The following is a 19663-nucleotide window of genomic DNA, read 5'->3' as shown; positions in this document are numbered from 1 at the left end:
CTCACACTGCGAGCATGGATGCAGATGCTCTCAGCCCCTCCGTCGTCCCGCCTTCTCTTCAGTCGAGTGAGTTGCTGGGGTTTCCGCCTGATGCCCGACTGCTGATCGTCAACTGCGATGACTTCGGGATGTACCCCGAAATCAACACCGCGGTCGTCGAGTCGATCGAGCAGGGAATCGCCAGTTCCTGCAGTCTGATGGCCCTGTGCCCGTCGGCACCGCACGCCATGCAACTTCTCGGCCGACGACCCGGGATGGCATTCGGCATCCACCTCACCTTGGTCTGCGAGGTGACCCACTCCCGGTGGGCACCGATCACCGCGCGAGAGAAGGTGCCCTCCCTGCTGAACAAGGAAGGGGAGCTGTTCGCACCGACGCCCGCCGGACGGGCGACCCTGCTCGGCCAAGCCCGGCTTGACGAAGTCGAACTCGAGTTCCGCGCACAGATCAATGCCGTCGCCGACCGAGGACTCACGCCGACCCATCTCGATTTCCATTGCCTGGCCGACGGAGGTCGCGATGACATTCTCGACCTGACCGTAGGACTGGCTGCCGAGTACGGCCTTGCGGTGCGGGTCTGGCTTGCTCCCGGGCGTCGGACGGTACGGAGCCTAGGCCGGCCGGTGATCGACAACGACTTTCTGGACAGCTTTTCCCTCGACATCGCGGGAAAGGCCGCCCGATACGAACAGTTGCTGCACGATCTGCCGGCCGGCCTCAATGAATGGGCGGTGCATCCCGGCCTCGGCGGCCAGGAGTCACAAGCGGTGGATGACGGCTGGCTGGTGCGCCGAACGGATCATGAGTTCCTGACATCGCCACAGGCCTATGAAGTTCTCCGCGAGGAGGGAATTGTGGTGATCGACTACAGAGCGATCCAGCAGGTCTGGTCCCGGAACACCGGCCCTTGATGCGCTGACTCGCTCTGCCGCCCGGGAGGACGGGCCCATGGAAGTGAGTGCGGTTCACTTGGTCCCTTTCTGAGGCAGCGTCAGCCCTGGGACCGGGGATGTTGCGCCGCCCGTGGAGTGTCGCCGGGCCGCTCGTGCGCGCTGTGCAGTTCTGCTCCCGTGGTCATTGGTTCGGCCACGTTCCGAGTGCGTGGGCGAGCAGGTCGCCCCGGTCTCGGTTTCTGAGCGGCATTGCGGATTCCGAAGTCAGGATTCCGAAGGAGGAGAAGTGCTCTCGGACGAGGGCCGGAAACAGCTCGCCCGCGATCTACGTAGCCGCTGACCCGGCAAATTCGGCGGCCTCATCCGATGCCGGGTGTGAGCCTGCCGGCGACCTGCTCCGCCGTACGGATCGACGTGGACGGCAGGTGCTTTTGTCCCACTCTGGCGGACAGAAGGGCAATCGCCGAGCCCAGTGTGAGCCTCGTCATATGACGCACGCCACATACGACTCCGGATAGTGGTCGATTCTTCCAGTACGCCTGGCGAGGATATGGCGGGAATCGGTTGCGGTTTCAGCGGCCAACGATGCCGATTAGTAGCAAGGGTGGTTGCTGAGTCGTTTTACCTGACGCTAGACATCTCCCCCAACCGAAGAGTGCGCCCGCAGAACTTCCGTCCCATTTCTGCCCGTTGAGGCCACTCGCACACCCGGAGAGATGGGGTCAGTCATGGGCAAACACGCCCGGAAACGACCGAATCGGACTCGCGTTGCCGTCGTTGCCACCGCGTCGGCTGCCGCTGTGACGGCGACCATCGCCTGCACCGTGCTGCCAGGAACTCCGGAGGCCGATGCGCAGAACGCGTCCGCTTCGGATGCCGCGCTCGGGCGCGACCTGGTGCCCGCGAACCACGTCATGGCTCAGCAGGCCGGCATCGCCCGGCAGAATCTGCAGACGGCCGAGAACGAAGCCAGGGCCCGCTCGCAGGCGCAGGCGGCCGCACGGTCGCAGGCTGAGGGCCGCAAGAAGGCCGAGGCCATCAGAAAGGCCGAGGGCGCCAGAAAAGCGGAGGCCCGGGCCAAGGCCGAGGCTCGCAAGCGTGCCGAGGAGGCCGCGCAGAAGCGTCAGGACTCCGCAGAGCGCGCCGCGCGATCGCAGACGCCGAAGCCCACTGCCAGTGCGAAGCCGACCGCCGGCGCGTCGGCCACACCCTCGGCCGGCAACTACACCGACGACCTCGACGGCTGGATCAAGGAATCGCTGGCCGTCATGGCCGCCCACGGCATACCCGGCACCTACGACGGCATCTACCGCAACATCATCCGCGAGTCCTCGGGCAACCCGCAGGCCATCAACCTGACCGACTCCAACGCCGCGGCCGGCACCCCGTCCAAGGGCCTGCTCCAGGTCATCGACCCGACCTTCCAGGCCTACCACGTCGAGGGAACCTCGATGGACATCTACGACCCGGTCGCCAACATCACCGCCGCGTGCAACTACGCGGCCGCCAACTACGGCTCGATCGACAACGTCGACTCGGCGTACTGAGCCCGGCGCATTCGCACCCCCCGGGCTCGGGCCGCACGGCGGTTGCTGTGTGGCCCGGGGTCGTACGGGATGGGGCGCCCTGGCGCTTCATGCGGGACTGCCCGGCCATGGGATCCGGGTCAGGCGGCGGACCAGGAACCTTCGTCGTCAAGGGCCCGGTTGGAGGCTTCCGTGAAGGTGCGGAAGGCGGTGTGGAATCCGGTTTCGATCGACGCGTAGTCCGAGGTCCGGAGCGACTGCCGCGAGACGCCGGCGATCCGTAGGGGCATCTCCATCCAGATGTGGACGCGGTCACCGACGGCTTCGGCCGCCGCGATGACGTCGTCGGGGCCTTCGATCGATATGACCGAGCGGGCGCGCAGTAGCTGAGCATGCGCGGCGGCGGCCTCGCCGTGAATGAGGGCGAGGGCCGCTCGCGTGTCGCCCGTCTCGGCGATCTCATGGATGCGAGCCACGATCTCCATGAAGGTGTAGAAGCACGCGGCGTACGCCGCGTACGCACCCCTGCGGGAGTCCCGGCGGACCCGCACGTGGTCCGCGAGTCCTTGCTGTTCGAACTGCGCCCGCTGCTGCTGCAGTTGGGTCAGCACGCCACGGAGGCTCAAGCGCACCGTGACGAGGGCCGCCGCGGCAGCACCCGCCGCACCGATGACCGCGCCGACGAGTGCGGCGACCCCCTGATCCATGCAGGCAGTCTGACCCACCGGGCATTGCTCCGTCAGGGGCATCGAGGAGAAGCCCGACATCCGCTCCGCCCCACCACTCTCGCAGTGAAACCCCCTCGACCTGATGGCCTCCTTGACGAGACCCTGGGGCATGGAGTTCTTCTGCTACCACCGCGACCGGCCCGACTCCGTAGCGCTGCGCGACGAGCTGCTGGAAGAGCACTGGTCCTATATGGACCGGTACGCGAAGGAGCTGATCGCCCGCGGCCCGACTCTCGACGGCGACGGCGACACACCCACCGGCAGCATGCACATCGTCGACCTTCCCGATCCCGCCGCCGCCCGCGCGTTCGCCTTCGACGAGCCCGGCTACCAGGCGGGCGTGTACCGGGATGTGCTGCTGCGACGGTGGCGCAACGCGCTGGGGCGCACCATGTGGGACTTCCCCGGCGGCCGGACCGGTGGCAACCGGTACCTGGTGCTCGGTCTTGGCACGGGGCCTGCCGCCGACCTCGCCGTACCGACCGACCAGGACGAGCTGATCGCCTACGGGCCACTGCTGTCCGACGACGGCGACACCTGGTTGGGCACGGCGGCATTGGTCCGGGCACCGGACCCGGACACGGCCCGCGCCGTCCTGACCCAGGACCGGTACGCCGATATCGAGGTGCACAACTGGCAGTTCGGCGGACGGTCGTCCTGACCCGGGGACGGCCAAGGGCGCCGGGTGTGTTCAGTGACCGCTGAAAGGTGTTAGTGATTCAGCTTCGAGAACACCAGGTTGAAGCGAATTCCCGTATCCGTACGTGGTTGGGGTTTCCTGCACCGTCGGCCGTGCCCGTCAACGGTGCTCGAGCCACGGTCGTGTCCGCGACCGGATCCGGGAAGACCTACACGGCCGCGGCTGCCGCACTGGACTGCTTCCGGGACGGCCGGATCCTGGTCATGGTCCCCACGCTGGACCTGCTGGTGCAGACCGCCGCCGCGTGGCGCACCATCGGCCACCGCGGCCCGATGGTCGCGGTGTGCTCGCTGGAGTCGGACGAGGTTCTGGAGCGGCTCGGGGTGCGCGGCACCACGAATCCGGTCCGGCTGGCCTTGTGGGTGGGATCCGGTCCTGTCGTCGTGTTCGCCACGTACGCGTCCCTGGTGGACCGGGAGAGCCCGACGGACCCCGAGGGCCTTCGGAAGGCGCGAGGGCCCTGGAGCTGGAACTGGCGCTGGCAGGTGGCGAGTTGTTGTACGGGCAGGCCATGGCCCCCTTCGACCTCACGGTCGTCGACGAGGCCCACGGAACCGCGGGGGATCTGGGGCGGCCGCGGGCGGCGATCCATGACCAGAGCCGTATCCCGGCCGACTTCCGTCTCTACCTGATGGGCATAGCCGGGGACAAGCCAGCTCTCGTCCGTCCCGAACCGAAGGTCCCGCTCAGCTGGGCGCCCAGCTGGACGATCAACCGAGGATGAGCGGAAGTCTCGCGGCCAGCTCGCCCAGTTCGGCCTTCTCCTCGTCGGTCGGGGCACGCCGTCCGGTGCCGACCAGCAGCGCGTCCGTGTCGCAGAACGACGCGGGGAACGCGGCCCCGGCGATCTTCTCCAGCATCTCGCGGGACCGTGCGAGCCCCTCCGCGGGCGGTTCCGCCGCGTCAGAGAGGTGCGCGACGAGGTCGAGATGGTGCACCGTCCATTCCAGGACGTAGACGGAAAGGTAGTCCGCCACGGTGAGGACCTGGTCGCGGGTCGCGACCCGAAGGCCCAGGTCGGCGAGTTCCGCGGCGCGGCCGGCGGCGGAGCCGACGTCGTCGAGATGGAACTTGAGCAGCCACGGCTCCCCGTACGCGGCGGCCAGCCGCACGGTCAGCGCGTCGAGCGGGTCGTCGCCGGTCGGCGGGGTATCGGCGACGTCCCAGTAGGTCACCGCGTCGCGGGTCGGCTCTGTTTCGGCGGGGGTGACGAGGGTGATCAGAACGTCCTGGGCGTCGATGACCAGATGGCACACCAGGTCCTGTACGAGCCAGCCGGTACAACCGGACGGCAGTGCGAACGCCTCGTCCGGGAGTTCGGCGACCGCCGTGCGCAACGCCGCCCAGGAGCGTGAGAAGAGATCCACATAGGCACGGTAGTGGGGTGCCGCAGTGGCGGACAAGGGCATTTCTGCCTGTCGTCGCCGCGTGGAATGGGTGGTGCGTTTCACGCGCTATCCGTCGCCGGTGCCGAGGAGCCGACAGTGACCTCGGATGGTCGGCCCGCGGTGGGCAACGGCAAGGACCGGCTTGACCCTGACGTGCGGGTCAGGGGTTAGCGTCACCGCGCCCCGGCTGCGGACGCTTCACGTTCCGCTGCCCCGACCTGCCCACGGAGCTCGACCATGACCGCATCCCTCCCCCGCACCGCTCGCGAAGTCCGCCTCGCCGCCGTCCCTGAGGGACTGCCCACGCGAGAACACTTCACCGTCGCCACGACGCCGCTGTCCCAGCCCGGTCCGGACCAAGTCCTCGTCAGGAACCGGCACTTCCTGGTCTTCCCGGGCCTGCGCACCCTCATCGGCGCAGACGGTGACGACCTGCCCCTCCCGCCGCTGCGCAGCGGAGACACGCTCTTCGGTCCCGCCGTTGGCGAGGTGGTGGCCGCTCCGGCCGACAGCCCGCTGCGCACCGGCGATGCCGTTGTCCATATGCTCGGTTGGCGGGATTACGCGCTGGTGAGCGCAACCGACTGCACCCCTGTGGACGACACGCTTCCCGATCCCGTCGCGTACCTCTCCCCCGGATCGGCCGCCTACGGAGCACTGACCCGGCTCGCCGACGTCCGCGCGGGGGACATCGTCCTCGTCACCGGAGCAGCTGGGGCACCGGCTCGACCCCGACCTTCTTCGGCCCTGGCACGGGCACCGACTACCTGACCATCGTCGACAACGCCGCGCCGACCGTGAGTCTGCTGGTCTACCGGGCGGCCACCGGAGAACCGGTCTGCTCGGTGCCCGTGCTCAAGGCGGGCGGCAGCGGCAGCGAGAACTCCCCCATCGCCGCCGGCAACTCCGTCTTCGTCGCCGGCACCTACGGCTACCCCTACCCGAAACTCCCCGCCGACGCGGGCGCCGGCGTGCCCGCCTCCGACACCTTCTACGGCGGCTTCTCCCGCGTCGACGTCCGGGCGGACGGCTCGGGCTGCGACCTCACATGGGACAACAAGGTGCGCTCAGCAGCGGTGCCGCGCCTGTCGACCAGCGACGGGATGATCCACACGGTCATCCGGAACCCCGTCATCCCCGGTACCAACGGAACCTCGATCCTCGACCCCTACTACTACGGCGAGATCGACCCGGAAACCGGCAAGGTGGTGCGCACCAAGTACCTGGGCGCAGGCTTCATCTTCGACACCCTCCAGATGGCCGGAACCATCGCACCGGGCCGGGTGGTGCTCCAGGGGACGACCACAGGGGTGCTGCGGATCACTGCGCAGTAGAGCGTCGCGAAGCGTCCGCCGGCAGGCAACCGGAGCGGCGCCGGCCGTTGATGTCCATGCCCACGATCAGCCGCGGTCGAAGCAGTGCGATTGGCCGATGGCCGTGAAGCCGTGGCGCTCGTACCAATGACGCGGCCAGTCCACCGCGTCGGCGGTCAGGAACCGCGTATCGCAGTCCGCGTCGGCGGCCCGGCGCAGGGCGGTGGCCAGGACCGCGTTCGCGTATCCGCGCCCGAGGTGGGCTTCCGAGGAGATCAGGTCCTCGATCTGGGCGACGCCTGATGCCGGATCCAGATAGAGATCTGCCCAGGAGGCGACCTCTCCTCCCTCCATGCGGGCACCGATGAACTGCACGACGTCGGCGCCACGGCGGCGGGCCTCGCGTCGGTCGACGAGGTGGCGGATGACCTCGTCGTCGACGTCCGGCAGGAAGCCCCGCCAGCGCCGGGTGAGCGGCAGGCGAAGTGCGTCGAGGTCCACCTCCTCCGCCCGGCCGTCGGCCGGCACCGAGCCGGTGTGCAGCATGACCAGATGGGTGGACTGGGTGTATCCGGCCCGGAGCAGCGGCTCTGCGCACGCTGTCCCGACCGCGTCGTCGAGCACGGAGATCATGCGGTGCGGCAGATGCGCCAGCGCCTCGTCGGCGATGGCGGGCAGCGCCTCGGGGTCGACCGACGACTGGTCGATGACGACCTGGTTGTTCGCGCGGGAGTGTGCGAAAGCGTCGTCCAGTACGGCGAAGCCTCCCGGGAGGGAGACGGTGCGCGCAGCCTGACGCCGGGCGAAGTCCGACAAAAAGGCGTTGATCCGCCGTAGTTCTGAGCTTGCCATGGGGGGAGCCTACGCAGCCGGGGTCCATGACCACCTCCGAATTATCTCGGCCGGCGGGCTCCCGCCCCACCCGAGCCCCCTGGCCCAGGCCGACTGCGAGGCGACGGAAGGCCGCTGGACGCTGGTCTTCACCCGCGACCTGCGCCACCCCACCGAGAAGGTGTGGGCCGCGCTGACCGAGCCCGGGCAACTCGCCGCCTGGGCGCCCTACACCGCCGACCGCGATCTCTCGGAGACGGGCGGCGCCACGATCACGATGATCGACGACGAGAATCCGCAGGACATGGCGGCCGAGGTCGTGCGCGCCGAACCGCCGGCGCTGCTGGAGTAGACCCTCGGCGCCGAGCCAGCAGCAGGGCGCAGGCAACAGTGCCGAGCGCCACCGTGGCGAGTCCTGAGCCGCCGAGCGTCGCTCGCGGGCCCAGCGCTGTCGTGAGCGGTCCGCCGAGTGCTGTGCCGAGCGGCGATGCGGTGAGCAGCGCCGCGCTCCGGGCCGCGAGCATCGCGGTGAGGTTCTGCGGGGGCGACTTCTCCTGCATGAGCGTCACCGAGAGGGCCACGAACGGTCCGTAGACAGCGCCGCCGAGCGTGAAGCACGCGACGGTGACGGCCGTCGGCACGTCGAACCCGAACGGCAGCAGGCAGAGCCCCCAGGCCACCACGATAGACACGGTCACAGGCCACAGTGGTAGCCGGCGCAGCGCGCCGACCGTGAGCCCGCCGAGCAGCGCGCCGATGCCGAACAGCATCCAGTAGAGGCCGAGGAGCGTTCCCGGTGCGTGCAGGTCGGCAGTGACGTGGAGCGGCAGGGCGACCTCGACGGGACCGTACAGGAGGTTGAAGAACCAGGTGAGCGTCAGCAGCCCGAGCAGTTCGGGGTACGACCGCAGCACCGCGAGCCCACCGCGGGCGGCCGCCTGGTCGACGGGGGAAACGTGCCCCGACGGCGGCAGCCGGGTGCGGACGACGAGCACGGCGAGGAACACGTAGGTGAGAGCGTCCAGGCCGAGCACGAGCGCGGAGCTGACGTACGCCACCAGCACACCGGCGATCGCCGGCCCGGCGATCGTGGCGGCGAAGCCGAGCGAGCTGACGAGGGTGTTCGCGGCGAGTCGCTGCTCGTCGGGGAGCAGCTCGGCCAGCAGGGTGTACTTTCCCGCGCTCCCCCACGCGTGCAGCAGCGACGAGACGGCGAGCAGCCCGAGGTAGAGCGGCAGCGTCAGCAGCCCGGCGAGCCACGCCAGCGGTACGGCGCCGAGGAACACACCGCGCACCACGTTGTCGGCGAGCAGCAGCCGTTTGGCCGGCATCCGGCGCAGACGGCGACCGAACGCCAGGGCGCCGATCACGCCGGGCAGGGTGTAGGCGGCCACCGCGCCGCCGACCCACAGCCCCGCGGTCGCCTGCGGCGCGAGTTCGATGGCGAGCCACGCGACCGCGACGAAGCTCATCCCGTCCCCGAGATACGAGACCGCGAAGCCGAGGATCAGTCGCCGGAACACCTGGTGGGCGAGGACCGGCCGGTAGGCGTGGGGGACGAGGCGTCGGAGCGCCAGGGGCACCTTGTGAGGTCGCACCGGAGATCGGTCTCGTCTCAGCGGATCTCGTTGATGCGGATCAGGTTGCCCGCGGGATCGCGGACGGCGCAGTCGCGCACCCCGTACGGCTGCTCGGTCGGCTCCTGGACGACTTCGGCATCGGCCTGCAGCCGTTCGAAGGTGGCGTCGAGGTCGGCGGTGGCCAGGGTGATGATGGCGTAGGTGCCCTTGGCCATCATCTCGGTGATGGTGCGCCGCTCGTCGTCGGTGACCCCGGGGTCCGCGGCCGGCGGGTGCAGGACGATGGACGTGCCGGGCTGGTCGGCGGGCCCGACGGTGATCCAGCGCAATCCGCCGTATCCGACGTCGTTGCGGACCTCGAAGCCGAGGATGTCGCGATAGAACGCCAGGGCGGCGTCCGGGTCGTCGTGCGGGAGGAACGTCGAGTGAATGGTGATGTCCATGACGCTCACGCTAGTTGCGGTCCGGTGGGCGGCGCTTCTCGATTCCTGATCGGTCCGGTCGCCCGATCCGACCACAACCGTCCACGGTTGCTGAGCAGTTGTCCTGCCCCGTAATCGGGCCGCATCGCATGTGTGGTGCGCGGCCCGGGTCAGGCCGATGCGGCATCCCATGCGAAGCCGTCCGGGTCGGTGAAAGGCTCGCCATCGGTGCCGATCATGAGCCGGTGCGAGCCGGTGCCGTCCACGGGGACGCCCGCGTCCTTGGCGAGGGCACGGCGCCCGTACAGCGCGAGCTTGACGGGACTCGACGGGGTGGCGAACTCGACGTACTTGCGGCCGAAGCTCTTCGCCACGGTCAGGCCGCGGTCGAGGTAGAACCGCTTGCTCGCGACCATGTCCGTGACTCCCAGCAGGAGCACGATGTCGTCGATCTCCCGGGTGGCCGGGCCGGTGTCCTTCTTCGCCGAGGTGGCGACCTTCCAGATCGTCCCGTCCGGGGCCCGTACGACGCCGCCGTGGCCCCAGAGGGACTTCGTGACCGGCTTCAGCGGCGTGGCACCGGCTTCGACGGCGGCGTCGATGAGGCTGTTGACGTTGGCCGGCTGGGACACGGTGAGCGACAGTGTGAACCCGCGGAAGCCGGTCGTGGGTGCCTCCGAGGCCCGCAGGCGCACCTGGGTGTCCAGGCCGAAGGCGGCGGTGTAGAAGTGGGTGGCGGCCTTGGGGTCGGCCACGTCAAGGGTGATGGATTCGATGGAGGACATGGCTTCACGCTAGGCGTGGCGGTGCGGCCGGCGCTTCTCGATTCCTGACCGGTTCCGTCACCTGCGCCGCCGTGCACGGCGACGCCCCCAGCGCGGCGCCCGTCGGCCAGGGGGTGCAGTTGTGGGCGACGGTGTCGGCGAAGGTGCGGGCCAGCGGGCTCAGGGCGTCCCAGCGGCGCACGGCCCATCCGGCGGACAGGGCGCGTAGTACGGGGATCGGGATGAGCCGGAGTCCGGGGTGGCTGGGCCCGCTCCAGCCGGGAAGGGCGGGCACGACGGCATGGCCGAGCCCCAGTTCCGCGAGGAGGATCGCGGTGTCCCAGTCGGCGACACTGGTGTCGGACGCCAGCTGGATCCCCAACTCGGCGAAGCAGGTGTCGAGATGGGCGCGCGAGGTCGAGTTCTCGGGGAGCCGGATGAGCTGGACGGACGCCAGATCGGCGGGCTCGATGCGGTTCTTGGCTGCCAGCGGATCGTCGGCTTTGACGGCCAGCACCCAGGGCAGTTCGACGACGGGACGTTGTTCGATGCCGCGGACGGTGGCACCGATGGTGATCCAGGCAAGGTCCAGGTCGTTGGCGGCGAGTGCGTCGAAGCAACTGCGGCTGGAGGTCTCGGTCTGGAATTCCAGGCTCACCTGGGGAAAGCGCTGCCTGAAAGCGACGACGGCCTCGGACATGAAGTGCCGGACGGTCGTGGCACCGGTCGTGATCCGTACTGATCCGCCGTCCCCACGTGCAAGGTCCCGCAGTCGGCGCAGTGCCAGGTCGATGCCGCCGATTCCGTCGCAGGCCGCCTCGTGGAGGATGCGTCCGGCAGCGGTGGGTGCGACACCTCGGGGATGCCGTTCCAGCAGGCTGAGGCCCAGTTCCCGTTCCAGTCGCCTGACGTGCTGGCTCACCGCCGACTGCGTGCACGAAAGGTCCCGGGCGACGGCGCTGAGATTGCCTGTTCTGCACACCGCGACGAAGACACGGAGGTCGTCAAGAGTCACGCGATTCAAGGTATCGCTTGGGGAGTTGCAAGCAAATCAGAGGATTGACTTGGGTCTTGTCGCGGACGACGATCGCTTCCGGTACCAGGGCGGCAACCCGCCCAGCGGTTGGGCGAGGGTCCGGACCCTCGCCCGGGCGCTGGAAGGGTGCCGACCCGACCGTCCGAAGGGAGCTGTCGATGGAGAACGCAGCATCAGCGCCGACCGGACACGGTCCGGCGCGGGACAACGCCGTAAGTGATGCCGTCGCATTCATGCGCACCTTGGGTGCGGCAGAGATCGAGCATCCCGGAGGGACGCTGCTGAAGCATCTCCTACGGGTCAGCCGGCTGCTGAAGGCATGGGGCGCCCGGCGCGATCTGCAACTGGCCGGCCTGTGCCACGCCTTCTACGGAACCGACGGATTCGCAACGGCGTTGTTGCCGCTGGAGTCCCGAGGCGAGTTGGTCCGACGCATCGGAGCGGGCGCGGAGGAGCTCGTGTACTTCTACGCCAGCTGCGACCGGAAGGCCTCCTACCGCACCCTCACCAGCGAGAGCGGGACGTTCCGCGACAGGTTCACCGGGCGCACCTTCCTCCCTGGCCCGCACCAACGGCGGGACTTCGCCGAACTCACCGCGGCGAACGAACTGGACCTTGCCGCCATCAACCCGGCCTTCCCCGCAGAATCGGGAGACGACCTGCTGGGTCTGCTCACCCGGCTGCGGCCGCTACTGAGCGACCACGCCTGGGAACACACCCAAAAGGTCCTGACCTGACCTGACGTCCGCTCCGAAGTGGGCCGGCCCGGGCCGGCAAGGCCTTGACCGGGTCCCGCAACCGGAACAGGTGGTCGCCGAGCCCACCCGGAAGGGCGTTCCCATCAGGCCGCGTGACGCGCTCAGGCGGGAAGGAAGAACCCGGTCACGTCGGCGAGGCGGTCATTACGGTGCACCGCGCTGCTCACGCCTGACATGAAAGCCCCGCCGTCCGGTCCGATCTGGGTCCAGCGGGCCAGCGACCGGTCGTGGTGGTCGAAGACCTCGTCGATGCGGAAGCGATGTCCGGGGAACGCCCCGGCGAAGCCGTTCATGTAGGCGTCCAGTTCGGCCAGACCGCCGACCTCGGTTCCCGGGTCCCGGTAGGCGACGTCGTCCACCGCGACCGCGCCGAGCGCGGTGAGCCGTATCGCGGGGTCGGCCGACCAGCACGCGGCGTAGTCGTTCCAGAGCTGCTGTTGATCACTCATCGTTGTTCCTCATTCTTGATGCGTTGGCTTGCTGGGGTGCCTTGGCCTGCCCGGCGCCGATCGAGGCCAGGGCCCCGTCGGTGATGGCGTGCAGTTTGGCGGCGGCCGTACCGGAGCGGACGAGGACCAGGAGGCCTTGGTAGAGGGTCAGGAGCTGGACGGCCGACACCTCGACGTCGAGTTCCGCCGGCAGGAGCTGCTGGGCGCGGGCGCGCGTCAGTGCGTCGGCGAAACCCGACTCGATCGTCTCCAGCCCCCGGCGTACGCCTTCCGAGGCCTGCGGAACGGTGTAGGACTCCACCGCGGTGTTGGTGAGCAGGCACCCCGGATCGGGTTCCGGGCCGGGGTTCGCGTCGAACGCCGAGGTGAAGAACGAGCGGATGCCGGCCACCGGGTCCTGCGTGTCGAGCAGGTGGACGCGGACTCTGCCCTCGACCACCTGATCGTTGTAGGCGTCCAGTGCGGCACTGAACAACCCCTCCTTGCTCTGGAACGCGCGGTACAAGCTGCCCGGGTGCATCCCGGTCGCTTCTTCGAGGTCGCGCAGCGAGGCGCCGAGGTATCCACGACGACGGAACAGCCCCATGGCGGAGGCCAGTACCTCCCCCCGGTCCCACACTTGTTGACGACCCATCACCGCTCCTCGTAGTTGAACGATCGCTCACAAAATAGCATGCGCGACGCCGCGACCGACGCAGAAGCTGTCGTCAGACCCTCCGTCTGAGCGCTCACACCTCGGATAACATCCCATACCCGAGGCGACAAACCGGATATGACGCCCTGTCGGACCGGCGCCCGTGACCGAGGGGAACCGCTGCACGTGACCGAGCCCGCCGAGTCTGCCGAGCCCGCAGAACCCGAGCTCACCCTGCACTACGCCGACGACATCTCCGCCGCCGACGTGGACGCCCTGGCCGCCTTCCTCGACGACCGGCTCAAGGCCCTGGCCAGCCGGCACCGGGGCCAGCCCGAGGAGCAGCGCGCCACCCTGGGGCTGGTCAACGTGACGCACCATCTGATGTCGTCGCTGCGTCACCATCTGGAGCAGCGCTCGGCCCGGCCCGGCGAGGCGGCCGCCGAGGCCCTCGACCGCTGCCTGGACATTCAGCGGGACTGGAACCTGCTGTGCGAAGCGGTGTCCCCCTGGCGCGATGCCGAGGGCTACGACACCGCGCGCTGGCACCACCTGCAGCACCTGGACGCCGCGGCCCGTACCCGGTCCAGCCACTGCTGAATCGGGCACGACGGGCACGCCGGACACGCCGGGCCCGATGACGCGGCTAGCGCGGCGCGGTGTCGTCGGACGTGAACGGGCCACCATGGCCGGGCACGATTGCTGAATCGGGCACGACGGGCACGCCGGACACGCCGGGCCCGATGACGCGGCTAGCGCGGCGCGGTGTCGTCGGACGTGAACGGGCCACCATGGCCGGGCACGATCAGGTCCGCGGCGGCCAGGACCCTGAGCCGGGAGGCGCGCAGTACGTCGCGGTCCGGGGCCACCGGGTCGTCCGCCGGGCCTTCCGAGTGCCACCACAGGTCGCCCGCGAACGCCACCACTCCCGAATCCGTGCCCGCCAGCAGCGTGATGTCCTCGGGGCTGTGTCCCGGCGTGCGGATCAGCCGCAGCGACGGGGTGAGTTCGTAGCCCTCCGCGTCCCGGTTCGTCCACTGGTCACCCAGGTACTCCACCTTGTGGTCATGGACCCGGGCTCGTCCGAACAGGCCCACGTTCATGGTGTTGTCCGGGTGGTGGTGGCTGAGCACCACGTCGGTGATGTCGTCCGGGCCGAGGCCCAGCTCCGCGAGCGGGTCGAGGATACGGTCGCGGCTCGCCACCATGCCCGGGTCGAAGATCACATGCCGTTCGCCGTCGGTGATGTAGGAGACCGTGGCGGCGACTCCGGGGCCCGTGGAGCCGACGTAGCCGGTGGTCAGGATCGTGTACACGGCGCTGCGGCCGAGCGGTGCGTCTGTCATGCCCCCAATCCTTCCGGGCCGGCCGGCCGCTCACGAGTGGCACTGCTGCCCCTGATCACAGGATTCGTGCCACAGATGCGACACTGCTCCTGTGCCGCCTTTCGTGACTGTCGCCGCGTACGTCCCGCCGGGTGTCGGCATGCTCGCCCTCGGCATCGTCACGGAGGTGTTCGGCCCGCACGGGGAGGGGCTGCCCGGCTTCGACTTCGCCCTGTGCAGCGACCGGCCGGGGCCGGTTCCCACCGACCTCCGCGTGCCGCTCCTGATCGAGCACGGCCTGGACCGCCTGGCCGCGGCCGATCTCGTCATCGCCCTGCCGTGGGCCGGTTTCCGCACGCCGCTCGAACCCGCGGTGCTCGACGCGCTGTCGGCCGCGCACGAGAACGGCGCGCTGGTCGCGGCCCACTGCGTCGGCACGTTCGCGCTCGCCGCCGCCGGACTGCTCGACGGCCGACGGGCCACCACGCACTGGCGGTTCGCCGAACTGCTGGCCCGCCGCTACCCGGATGTCGCCGTCGAACCCGACGCCCTGTACATCGACGAAGAGCGGATCACCACGGGTGCGGGAGCGGCCGCGGGCTTCGACCTGTGCCTGCATCTACTGCGGCGGGAGTACGGGGCCGCGATGGCCAACGCCGTCGCGCGGGACATGGTGCTGCCCTCCCACCGGGACGGCGGGCAGGCCCAGTACCTGGCAGCCCCCGTCCCCGAGGACTGCCAGGACGAACGCCTCACCGAGGTGATCGCCTGGGCCCGCGAACACCTCCACGAGCCGCTTCCCGTCGCGGAACTGGCCCGGCGCGCCGTGATGAGCAAACGATCCTTCGCCCGCCGCTTCGCCGCCGCGACCGGTACCACCCCGCACGCCTGGCTGCGGAGCCTGCGACTGAGCAGCGCCGAGGAGCTCCTGGAGACCACGGACCTGCCGGTCGAGGAGATCGCCCACCGGGTCGGTTACGGCAGCGCCGCCGTACTGCGTGAACAGTTCGTGCGCCGCCGGGGTGTGCCACCCCGCTCCTACCGCCGCTCCTTCACCCACGTGCCGTAGCGAACAGCCCGCGGTCGCCGCTCGCGGACTCCCCCGACGCCGAGCTCCTCACGCACCACACGTTGCGGCAGCGGACTGCGGGACGCAGTCGAGGACCACGTGGCCGAGTGGTGTCGTGCGGACGCCCGCGACATGCAGCCCGCTGCCGGCCGCCAGGGCCGAGTACTCGTCGACGCTCCGCTCCCGGCCGCCCGCGAACACCAGCATGCGCAGGTCCATCTCCGCGAAGCCCGCCGGATCGTCGCCGGACGTACCGTGCCCCTCGATGACGACGACCCGGCCGCGGGCCTGCGCGTCGTCCCAGTCGTGCACCACCCGTCGAAGGACGCAGACATCGGAACCGGCCGGCAGCGGGTCGAAGAAGCTCTGCCCGACGACCTCGCACCGGTCCGTCAGCCCGCGCGTGGCGAGGAACTCCCGGCCCCGCTCGGCGGTCGCCGGAAGGTCGACCAGAGTGGCCCGCAAGTCCGGGTGGGTTTCGAGCAGCTCGGCGAGCAGGGCGCCGGTGCCCCCGCCGACATCGGTCACATGCCGGACCGCGGACCAGTCGTAGCCTCCCGCCTCGTCCGTCACGAAAGCGGCGCTGGACGACATGTTGGCGTCGAAGGAGGCGCCCATCCGCGGATTGGCCGCCAGATAAGGCCAGAACGGGGCGCCGAAGACCGTCTCCCAGGCAGGCTCCCCGGTGCGGACGGTGTGCAGCAGGCCGACGAACGCCAGATCCATCGTGCCGCCGAAACCGTCGAGGTCGAGCCCGCGCCGCAGTTCCGCCGGATGCCCGGAGCGCAACAGCTCCGCGATCTCGTTGACCGCGAAGTGCCCTGGCTCCGGCTCGGTGAAGACGCCATGGCACACCAGGTGCCGCAGCATCCGGCCGAGCGCGTCCGGATCGGCCTCCGAGCGCCGGGCGAGTTCGTCGATCTGCCCGGAGCCGTCGGCGATCAGGTCGGCGAGGCGCAGCGTGGCGGCTGCCCGCAGGGCCATGGGGGTGATCAGATCCATCAGCGGCGCGATGGTCCGCCAGGCGCGCAGCGCGCTGTCACCCTCGTCCGTGTCCTCCGGGGCCGTCCGGTCCATGGTCGTCTCCCTGCGTCGGGCGGCCCGCCGGTGCTCGCGGTGGGCCGCGATGCGTTGTCCGCGGAACCGGACTTCGTTGCCCGTATCAGACCAGACGGAAGCCGGCTGCTCCAGCCAACAGGTGCACCACGGACCAGGACCAGCCGACCTTCACCGAGTTCACGGCTTCAGCCGCTGTTTCCAGGGAACCGGGCGATGAATTCCCAGGTCAGGATCCCCAAGGAGATCCTCGCGACACGTCACCGGCCCCGCGTGACCGCAGCGCCGCCCGCCCCGGAGGAGGGGCCCTCACCCTCGTCGGACACCCACTGTCGCAGAGCGGCTCATACCGTTGATCGGTAGTGTCGGAAGGGATCGCCGCTCGCTTCCCACGCCCGGAGCGCGGACCGGGGCGGCCGAGCGGAGGGAGGCAGGCTGTCATGACCGTGATCTCCCTGAAGTCCGCCGTGGTGCGGGGAGGCGTCACCCTGCCCTACGCCGAGGCGGGCTATCCCGGTGGCACACCGGTGGTCTTCGTGCACGGGCTCTCCGACTCCTGGTGGTCCTTCGAGCCCCTGCTGCAACGCCTCCCGGCGTCCCTGCACGGTTACGCGCCGACCCAGCGCGGCCACGGCGACGCCGACCGTCCCCCCGACGGATACACACCGGAGGATTTCGCGTCGGACCTGGTGTCCTTCCTCGACACCGTAGGCATCGAGCGCACTCTTCTCGTCGGATCCTCGACCGGCGGGGTCACCGCCCGGATCGTCGCCGGCAGCCACCCCGACCGGATTTCCGGACTGGTCCTCATCGGCGTCCCGGCCACGCTCGCGGACAAACCCACCACGGCCGAAATGAACGAGACGGTCCAAAGCCTCTCCGACCCTGTCCCCCGCGCATTCGTCGAGACCCCCCTGTCCGGCATCATGGCCCGCCCCGTTGCCAGAGGACTCATCGAGACCATGATCGACGAGCGTCTCAAGGTCCCCGCCCGCGTCTGGAAGGACACCCTGCACGGACTGCTCGAAGCCGACCTCGCCGCGACCCTCGCAGGCATCCTGGTGCCGACGCTCGTCATCTGGGGCGACCAGGACGACTTTCTCCCGCGCAGCGACCAGCAGGCCATCCTGGACGCCATCCACGGCACACGTCTGCTCACCTACGAAGGCGCGGGCAACGTCGTCCACTGGGAACAGCCCGGGCGCGTCGTCGCCGACATCGCCGCATTCGCCACCGGCCTCGCGCGCCCCGGCGGTTCCAACACACCGTGAGTTCCGGGCCGGCGCCGGTCGGACCGGACGTCCGGCCCGAGTTGGCCGGACGTCCGGCGCCCTGAAGGGTGGTGCTCCGTGGGGTGGGCGCGGATCCTGTGTGGATGGCTGACACGCGAACCGTGGTGTTCCGCTGGCAGGCGCCGTACAAGAAGCCGTGGGTCTTCGAGGAAGGAGCCGTCACCGTCTGCGTGTTGCTCCCGCTGACGGTGTTGTTCTCGTTCGTCCTGCCGGTGGTGGCCTTCCTGCTCGTGCTCTGCGTCATCTACGGGATCGGGTGTTCGGGACGCGAATGGGTGCGTACCTGGAGGTCGGTGGTCGATGTGTGGGTGGAGACGGGTGCCCGGCGACGGCTGTTGCTGCGGCAGCGGTACGGGCGCACCCGCTCCTACCCGCTGGACGCGGTGACTACGGTGCGGCAGGTGGGAAGCGTCTCAAGGGTCATGGTGGACGCGGGAGAGGACGACGAGCGGGAGGAGACCGACGAGATGGCGCTGCTCCTGGAGGTGGGCAAGGTGTCCCACACCACGTACAAGGCACCCCACCTCTCCACGGCCACCATGTGGCCGTTGGTGGAGGAACTGCGACGCGGGTGCCCTCACATCGTCGTGGCGCCGACCGAGTACCGGATGCGCTACTTCGTCGACGTGGAACGGGGCATGTCCCCCGGCTGAGCGCGGCATGCCTACCGCTTCGTTGCGCGAGTGCCTGACGATGGTGACACCTTCGCTACTGGCGAGTAGGGTCAGGCTCCGACGAATGGAGTTCCCATGGCCCGCACGTTCACCGTGTCGCGCAGCATCCTGATCGAGGCCGCCGCGTCGACCGTGTACGAACAGGTCAGCCGGCCCGCGCAGATGGGACGGTGGAGCCCCGAGAACCTCGGCGCGACCCTCTCCGGCGAGGACGAGTGCGCGCCGGTCGGTCTCGTCTTCGACGGGCACAACAAGCGCGGCCCGTTCCGCTGGACCACCCGCTGCACGGTGACCGCCTCCGATCCCGGCCGCCGTTTCGCCTTTCGCGTCCATGCGATCGGGCTGCGCCGTCCCCGTCTGTCCGCCCCCATCGCCTCCTGGGAGTACCGCCTGGAGGACTCCGGAACCGGCACCAAGGTGACGGAGACCTGGACGGACGACCGCCGCTCGTGGCCCACCTTCGTGGCCAACGCCTTCGACCGCGTCGCCACCGGCGGCCACACCTTCGCCGCGTTCCAGGTCCGCAACATCGACAGGACGCTCCGCAACCTGAAGCGCGATCTGGACGCCTCGACGAACGCCTGACCACGGTCGGCTCTGTCGTCGGGGCGCGGTAAGCACCCACGTCGGCAAAGAGCGCGCCTCAAGGGATCGGCACGATGGGCTCCCGTTCCCGGTGGACGAATCCGGTCACACCCTCTGACGCGTTCCGGTCTTCTTCCTGTGGTCTTCGGCGGGAGAACGCTGGTCCTGGAACGGCTCCACGTGGCGAGGCCCGGGGCCGGAACCGTCCCCTGGTGAACCTGCCGCGCGACCGCTCCGCGAGGGGTATCCGACGTGCACCACTCCGGGACGTCTGGATCCGGTCAGCCGGCCGCATCACAGCACGCCGGTTGCCGAGCACCCATTGCTCCGCGATGAGCAGGAGTCGACCTTCGTCCTCGACCACACCCCACCCCCACAACCGCCCCCGGGTTGGCTGCTGCGGTCCTGGTTCTTCCCGGACACCGGCACCTTCCACTGCTCCCAGGAGGCGGCCCCGTCGGGTCGTCTGCGGGTACGGACCCCGCGCACCGCGTACCGCGAGCAGGCAGCGGCACTCCTGTCGGCCTGGCGGGCAGTGACCGCCGAACTGGACGCCCAGCCCGGTCTGACGCCCGACGCCCTGACCGTCCCGCCCCGCGCCTTCGTCTTCGCCCACCGCTCCCCGGTCCGCGACTGACCA

General features: G+C 69.7%; 24 protein-coding genes and 3 pseudogenes. 15 read left to right on the top strand and 12 right to left on the bottom strand.

From position 1 onward, the window contains the following. The first annotated feature begins 14 nt into the window (after positions 1-14). On the top strand, positions 15-911 hold the full coding sequence (locus O3W51_RS34145; protein ID WP_138352041.1) for a polysaccharide deacetylase family protein: 897 nt from the start codon (positions 15-17) through the stop codon (positions 909-911). Between the two features lie 710 nt (positions 912-1621). Then, a complete protein-coding gene (locus tag O3W51_RS34140; protein WP_138352042.1) occupies positions 1622-2440 on the top strand; it encodes a transglycosylase SLT domain-containing protein in 819 nt (272 codons plus the stop codon). A 119-nt stretch (positions 2441-2559) separates the two neighbouring features. Here O3W51_RS34140 and O3W51_RS34135 read toward each other — a convergent pair whose 3' ends face one another. Beyond that, complete coding sequence (locus O3W51_RS34135; protein WP_138352043.1) at positions 2560-3126, bottom strand: hypothetical protein; 567 nt, start codon at positions 3124-3126, stop codon at positions 2560-2562. Between the two features lie 130 nt (positions 3127-3256). Between O3W51_RS34135 and O3W51_RS34130 the strand changes: the two genes are divergently transcribed. Continuing rightward, positions 3257-3808 carry a YciI family protein gene (locus tag O3W51_RS34130; protein WP_138352105.1) on the top strand — a complete coding sequence of 184 codons (552 nt, stop codon included), beginning with the start codon at positions 3257-3259 and terminating at the stop codon, positions 3806-3808. A 47-nt stretch (positions 3809-3855) separates the two neighbouring features. After that, positions 3856-4092, top strand: a pseudogene (locus tag O3W51_RS49025) (DEAD/DEAH box helicase family protein); the annotation flags it as partial. Here the strand turns inward: O3W51_RS49025 and O3W51_RS49020 are convergent. Continuing rightward, a complete protein-coding gene (locus O3W51_RS49020) occupies positions 3996-4241 on the bottom strand; it encodes a hypothetical protein (protein ID WP_381586657.1) in 246 nt (81 codons plus the stop codon). The pseudogene O3W51_RS49025 and the gene O3W51_RS49020 overlap by 97 nt on opposite strands. Positions 4242-4358: 117 nt before the next feature. Between O3W51_RS49020 and O3W51_RS49015 the strand changes: the two genes are divergently transcribed. Next, positions 4359-4571, top strand: coding sequence for a hypothetical protein (locus O3W51_RS49015; RefSeq protein WP_381586659.1), 213 nt, complete (start codon positions 4359-4361; stop codon positions 4569-4571). On the opposite strand, the gene O3W51_RS34120 is transcribed toward O3W51_RS49015, so the two are convergent. Beyond that, entirely contained in the window at positions 4558-5214 is a 657-nt protein-coding gene (locus O3W51_RS34120; protein WP_138352044.1) for a maleylpyruvate isomerase N-terminal domain-containing protein, read from the bottom strand. The two genes, O3W51_RS49015 and O3W51_RS34120, sit on opposite strands and share 14 nt — an antisense overlap. 258 nt (positions 5215-5472) lie before the next feature. On the opposite strand from O3W51_RS34120, the pseudogene O3W51_RS34115 reads away from it, so the two are divergent. Together O3W51_RS34115 and O3W51_RS34110 are read left to right on the top strand one after the other, a co-directional pair. Further along, positions 5473-5955, top strand: a pseudogene (locus tag O3W51_RS34115) (NADP-dependent oxidoreductase); the annotation flags it as partial. Beyond that, positions 5916-6569, top strand: a pseudogene (locus O3W51_RS34110) (hypothetical protein); the annotation flags it as partial. The pseudogenes O3W51_RS34115 and O3W51_RS34110, both read left to right, overlap by 40 nt. Before the next feature lie 66 nt (positions 6570-6635). Here the strand turns inward: O3W51_RS34110 and O3W51_RS34105 are convergent. Then, positions 6636-7400, bottom strand: a complete 765-nt coding sequence (locus O3W51_RS34105) for a GNAT family N-acetyltransferase (RefSeq protein WP_138352045.1) — start codon at positions 7398-7400, stop codon at positions 6636-6638. Between O3W51_RS34105 and O3W51_RS34100 the strand changes: the two genes are divergently transcribed. Beyond that, positions 7399-7731, top strand: a complete 333-nt coding sequence (locus tag O3W51_RS34100) for an SRPBCC domain-containing protein (protein ID WP_138352046.1) — start codon at positions 7399-7401, stop codon at positions 7729-7731. The genes O3W51_RS34105 and O3W51_RS34100 overlap by 2 nt on opposite strands. On the opposite strand, the gene O3W51_RS34095 is transcribed toward O3W51_RS34100, so the two are convergent. The 4 genes from O3W51_RS34095 to O3W51_RS34080 all read right to left on the bottom strand — a co-directional run bounded on the left by O3W51_RS34095 (position 7652) and on the right by O3W51_RS34080 (position 11160). Further along, positions 7652-8977, bottom strand: coding sequence for an MFS transporter (locus tag O3W51_RS34095; RefSeq protein WP_244809696.1), 1326 nt, complete (start codon positions 8975-8977; stop codon positions 7652-7654). The genes O3W51_RS34100 and O3W51_RS34095 overlap by 80 nt on opposite strands. Before the next feature lie 17 nt (positions 8978-8994). Continuing rightward, a complete protein-coding gene (locus tag O3W51_RS34090) occupies positions 8995-9402 on the bottom strand; it encodes a VOC family protein (protein WP_138352047.1) in 408 nt (135 codons plus the stop codon). A 149-nt stretch (positions 9403-9551) separates the two neighbouring features. Continuing rightward, the gene (locus tag O3W51_RS34085) at positions 9552-10166 is read right to left on the bottom strand and encodes a VOC family protein (protein WP_138352048.1); all 615 of its coding nucleotides are present in this window, start codon (positions 10164-10166) and stop codon (positions 9552-9554) included. A 4-nt stretch (positions 10167-10170) separates the two neighbouring features. Beyond that, a complete protein-coding gene (locus O3W51_RS34080; RefSeq protein WP_138352049.1) occupies positions 10171-11160 on the bottom strand; it encodes a LysR family transcriptional regulator in 990 nt (329 codons plus the stop codon). 179 nt (positions 11161-11339) lie between these two features. Here O3W51_RS34080 and O3W51_RS34075 point away from each other — a divergent pair, with 179 nt between their 5' ends. Continuing rightward, positions 11340-11918, top strand: a complete 579-nt coding sequence (locus O3W51_RS34075) for a DUF6817 domain-containing protein (RefSeq protein WP_269288250.1) — start codon at positions 11340-11342, stop codon at positions 11916-11918. Positions 11919-12040: 122 nt separating this feature from the next. Here the strand turns inward: O3W51_RS34075 and O3W51_RS34070 are convergent, their stop codons facing one another. Then, positions 12041-12388: a nuclear transport factor 2 family protein gene (locus tag O3W51_RS34070; RefSeq protein ID WP_138352051.1), complete on the bottom strand. Its 348-nt coding sequence runs from the start codon at positions 12386-12388 to the stop codon at positions 12041-12043. Beyond that, complete coding sequence (locus O3W51_RS34065; protein WP_138352052.1) at positions 12381-13022, bottom strand: TetR/AcrR family transcriptional regulator; 642 nt, start codon at positions 13020-13022, stop codon at positions 12381-12383. The genes O3W51_RS34070 and O3W51_RS34065 overlap by 8 nt, the downstream gene beginning before the upstream one ends. Positions 13023-13208: 186 nt before the next feature. On the opposite strand from O3W51_RS34065, the gene O3W51_RS34060 reads away from it, so the two are divergent. Beyond that, positions 13209-13622, top strand: coding sequence for a hypothetical protein (locus O3W51_RS34060; RefSeq protein ID WP_269288247.1), 414 nt, complete (start codon positions 13209-13211; stop codon positions 13620-13622). Between the two features lie 152 nt (positions 13623-13774). On the opposite strand, the gene O3W51_RS34055 is transcribed toward O3W51_RS34060, so the two are convergent. Beyond that, complete coding sequence (locus O3W51_RS34055) at positions 13775-14368, bottom strand: MBL fold metallo-hydrolase (protein WP_138352054.1); 594 nt, start codon at positions 14366-14368, stop codon at positions 13775-13777. Between the two features lie 139 nt (positions 14369-14507). Between O3W51_RS34055 and O3W51_RS34050 the strand changes: the two genes are divergently transcribed. Beyond that, a complete protein-coding gene (locus tag O3W51_RS34050) occupies positions 14508-15416 on the top strand; it encodes a GlxA family transcriptional regulator (RefSeq protein ID WP_138352107.1) in 909 nt (302 codons plus the stop codon). 48 nt (positions 15417-15464) lie between these two features. On the opposite strand, the gene O3W51_RS34045 is transcribed toward O3W51_RS34050, so the two are convergent. After that, positions 15465-16493, bottom strand: a complete 1029-nt coding sequence (locus tag O3W51_RS34045) for a methyltransferase (protein ID WP_269288241.1) — start codon at positions 16491-16493, stop codon at positions 15465-15467. Positions 16494-16912: 419 nt separating this feature from the next. Here O3W51_RS34045 and O3W51_RS34040 point away from each other — a divergent pair, with 419 nt between their 5' ends. The 4 genes from O3W51_RS34040 (at position 16913) to O3W51_RS34025 (ending at position 19660) form a co-directional block, all read left to right on the top strand. Beyond that, the gene (locus O3W51_RS34040; RefSeq protein WP_138352056.1) at positions 16913-17743 is read left to right on the top strand and encodes an alpha/beta fold hydrolase; all 831 of its coding nucleotides are present in this window, start codon (positions 16913-16915) and stop codon (positions 17741-17743) included. Positions 17744-17847: 104 nt separating this feature from the next. After that, positions 17848-18417, top strand: a complete 570-nt coding sequence (locus O3W51_RS34035) for a hypothetical protein (RefSeq protein WP_138352057.1) — start codon at positions 17848-17850, stop codon at positions 18415-18417. A gap of 96 nt (positions 18418-18513) precedes the next feature. Further along, the gene (locus tag O3W51_RS34030; RefSeq protein WP_138352058.1) at positions 18514-19023 is read left to right on the top strand and encodes an SRPBCC family protein; all 510 of its coding nucleotides are present in this window, start codon (positions 18514-18516) and stop codon (positions 19021-19023) included. A gap of 322 nt (positions 19024-19345) precedes the next feature. Next, on the top strand, positions 19346-19660 hold the full coding sequence (locus tag O3W51_RS34025) for a hypothetical protein (RefSeq protein ID WP_269288239.1): 315 nt from the start codon (positions 19346-19348) through the stop codon (positions 19658-19660). The last annotated feature ends 3 nt before the right edge of the window (positions 19661-19663 follow it).

It is taken from the genome of Streptomyces sp. H39-C1 (assembly GCF_027158125.1).
GTDB lineage: Bacteria > Actinomycetota > Actinomycetes > Streptomycetales > Streptomycetaceae > Actinacidiphila > Actinacidiphila fildesensis.
This window is presented reverse-complemented; position numbering and strand designations above follow the sequence as displayed.

Coding starts and splice junctions, on each gene's coding strand:
- O3W51_RS34145 (WP_138352041.1), top strand. CDS start 15: ATGGATGCAGATGCTCTCAGCCCCTCCGTCGTCCCGCCTTCTCTTCAG.
- O3W51_RS34140 (WP_138352042.1), top strand. CDS start 1,622: ATGGGCAAACACGCCCGGAAACGACCGAATCGGACTCGCGTTGCCGTC.
- O3W51_RS34135 (WP_138352043.1), bottom strand. CDS start 3,126: ATGGATCAGGGGGTCGCCGCACTCGTCGGCGCGGTCATCGGTGCGGCG.
- O3W51_RS34130 (WP_138352105.1), top strand. CDS start 3,257: ATGGAGTTCTTCTGCTACCACCGCGACCGGCCCGACTCCGTAGCGCTG.
- O3W51_RS49015 (WP_381586659.1), top strand. CDS start 4,359: ATGGCCCCCTTCGACCTCACGGTCGTCGACGAGGCCCACGGAACCGCG.
- O3W51_RS34100 (WP_138352046.1), top strand. CDS start 7,399: ATGGGGGGAGCCTACGCAGCCGGGGTCCATGACCACCTCCGAATTATC.
- O3W51_RS34105 (WP_138352045.1), bottom strand. CDS start 7,400: ATGGCAAGCTCAGAACTACGGCGGATCAACGCCTTTTTGTCGGACTTC.
- O3W51_RS34090 (WP_138352047.1), bottom strand. CDS start 9,402: ATGGACATCACCATTCACTCGACGTTCCTCCCGCACGACGACCCGGAC.
- O3W51_RS34085 (WP_138352048.1), bottom strand. CDS start 10,166: ATGTCCTCCATCGAATCCATCACCCTTGACGTGGCCGACCCCAAGGCC.
- O3W51_RS34075 (WP_269288250.1), top strand. CDS start 11,340: ATGGAGAACGCAGCATCAGCGCCGACCGGACACGGTCCGGCGCGGGAC.
- O3W51_RS34070 (WP_138352051.1), bottom strand. CDS start 12,388: ATGAGTGATCAACAGCAGCTCTGGAACGACTACGCCGCGTGCTGGTCG.
- O3W51_RS34065 (WP_138352052.1), bottom strand. CDS start 13,022: ATGGGTCGTCAACAAGTGTGGGACCGGGGGGAGGTACTGGCCTCCGCC.
- O3W51_RS34055 (WP_138352054.1), bottom strand. CDS start 14,368: ATGACAGACGCACCGCTCGGCCGCAGCGCCGTGTACACGATCCTGACC.
- O3W51_RS34050 (WP_138352107.1), top strand. CDS start 14,508: ATGCTCGCCCTCGGCATCGTCACGGAGGTGTTCGGCCCGCACGGGGAG.
- O3W51_RS34045 (WP_269288241.1), bottom strand. CDS start 16,493: ATGGACCGGACGGCCCCGGAGGACACGGACGAGGGTGACAGCGCGCTG.
- O3W51_RS34040 (WP_138352056.1), top strand. CDS start 16,913: ATGACCGTGATCTCCCTGAAGTCCGCCGTGGTGCGGGGAGGCGTCACC.
- O3W51_RS34035 (WP_138352057.1), top strand. CDS start 17,848: ATGGCTGACACGCGAACCGTGGTGTTCCGCTGGCAGGCGCCGTACAAG.
- O3W51_RS34030 (WP_138352058.1), top strand. CDS start 18,514: ATGGCCCGCACGTTCACCGTGTCGCGCAGCATCCTGATCGAGGCCGCC.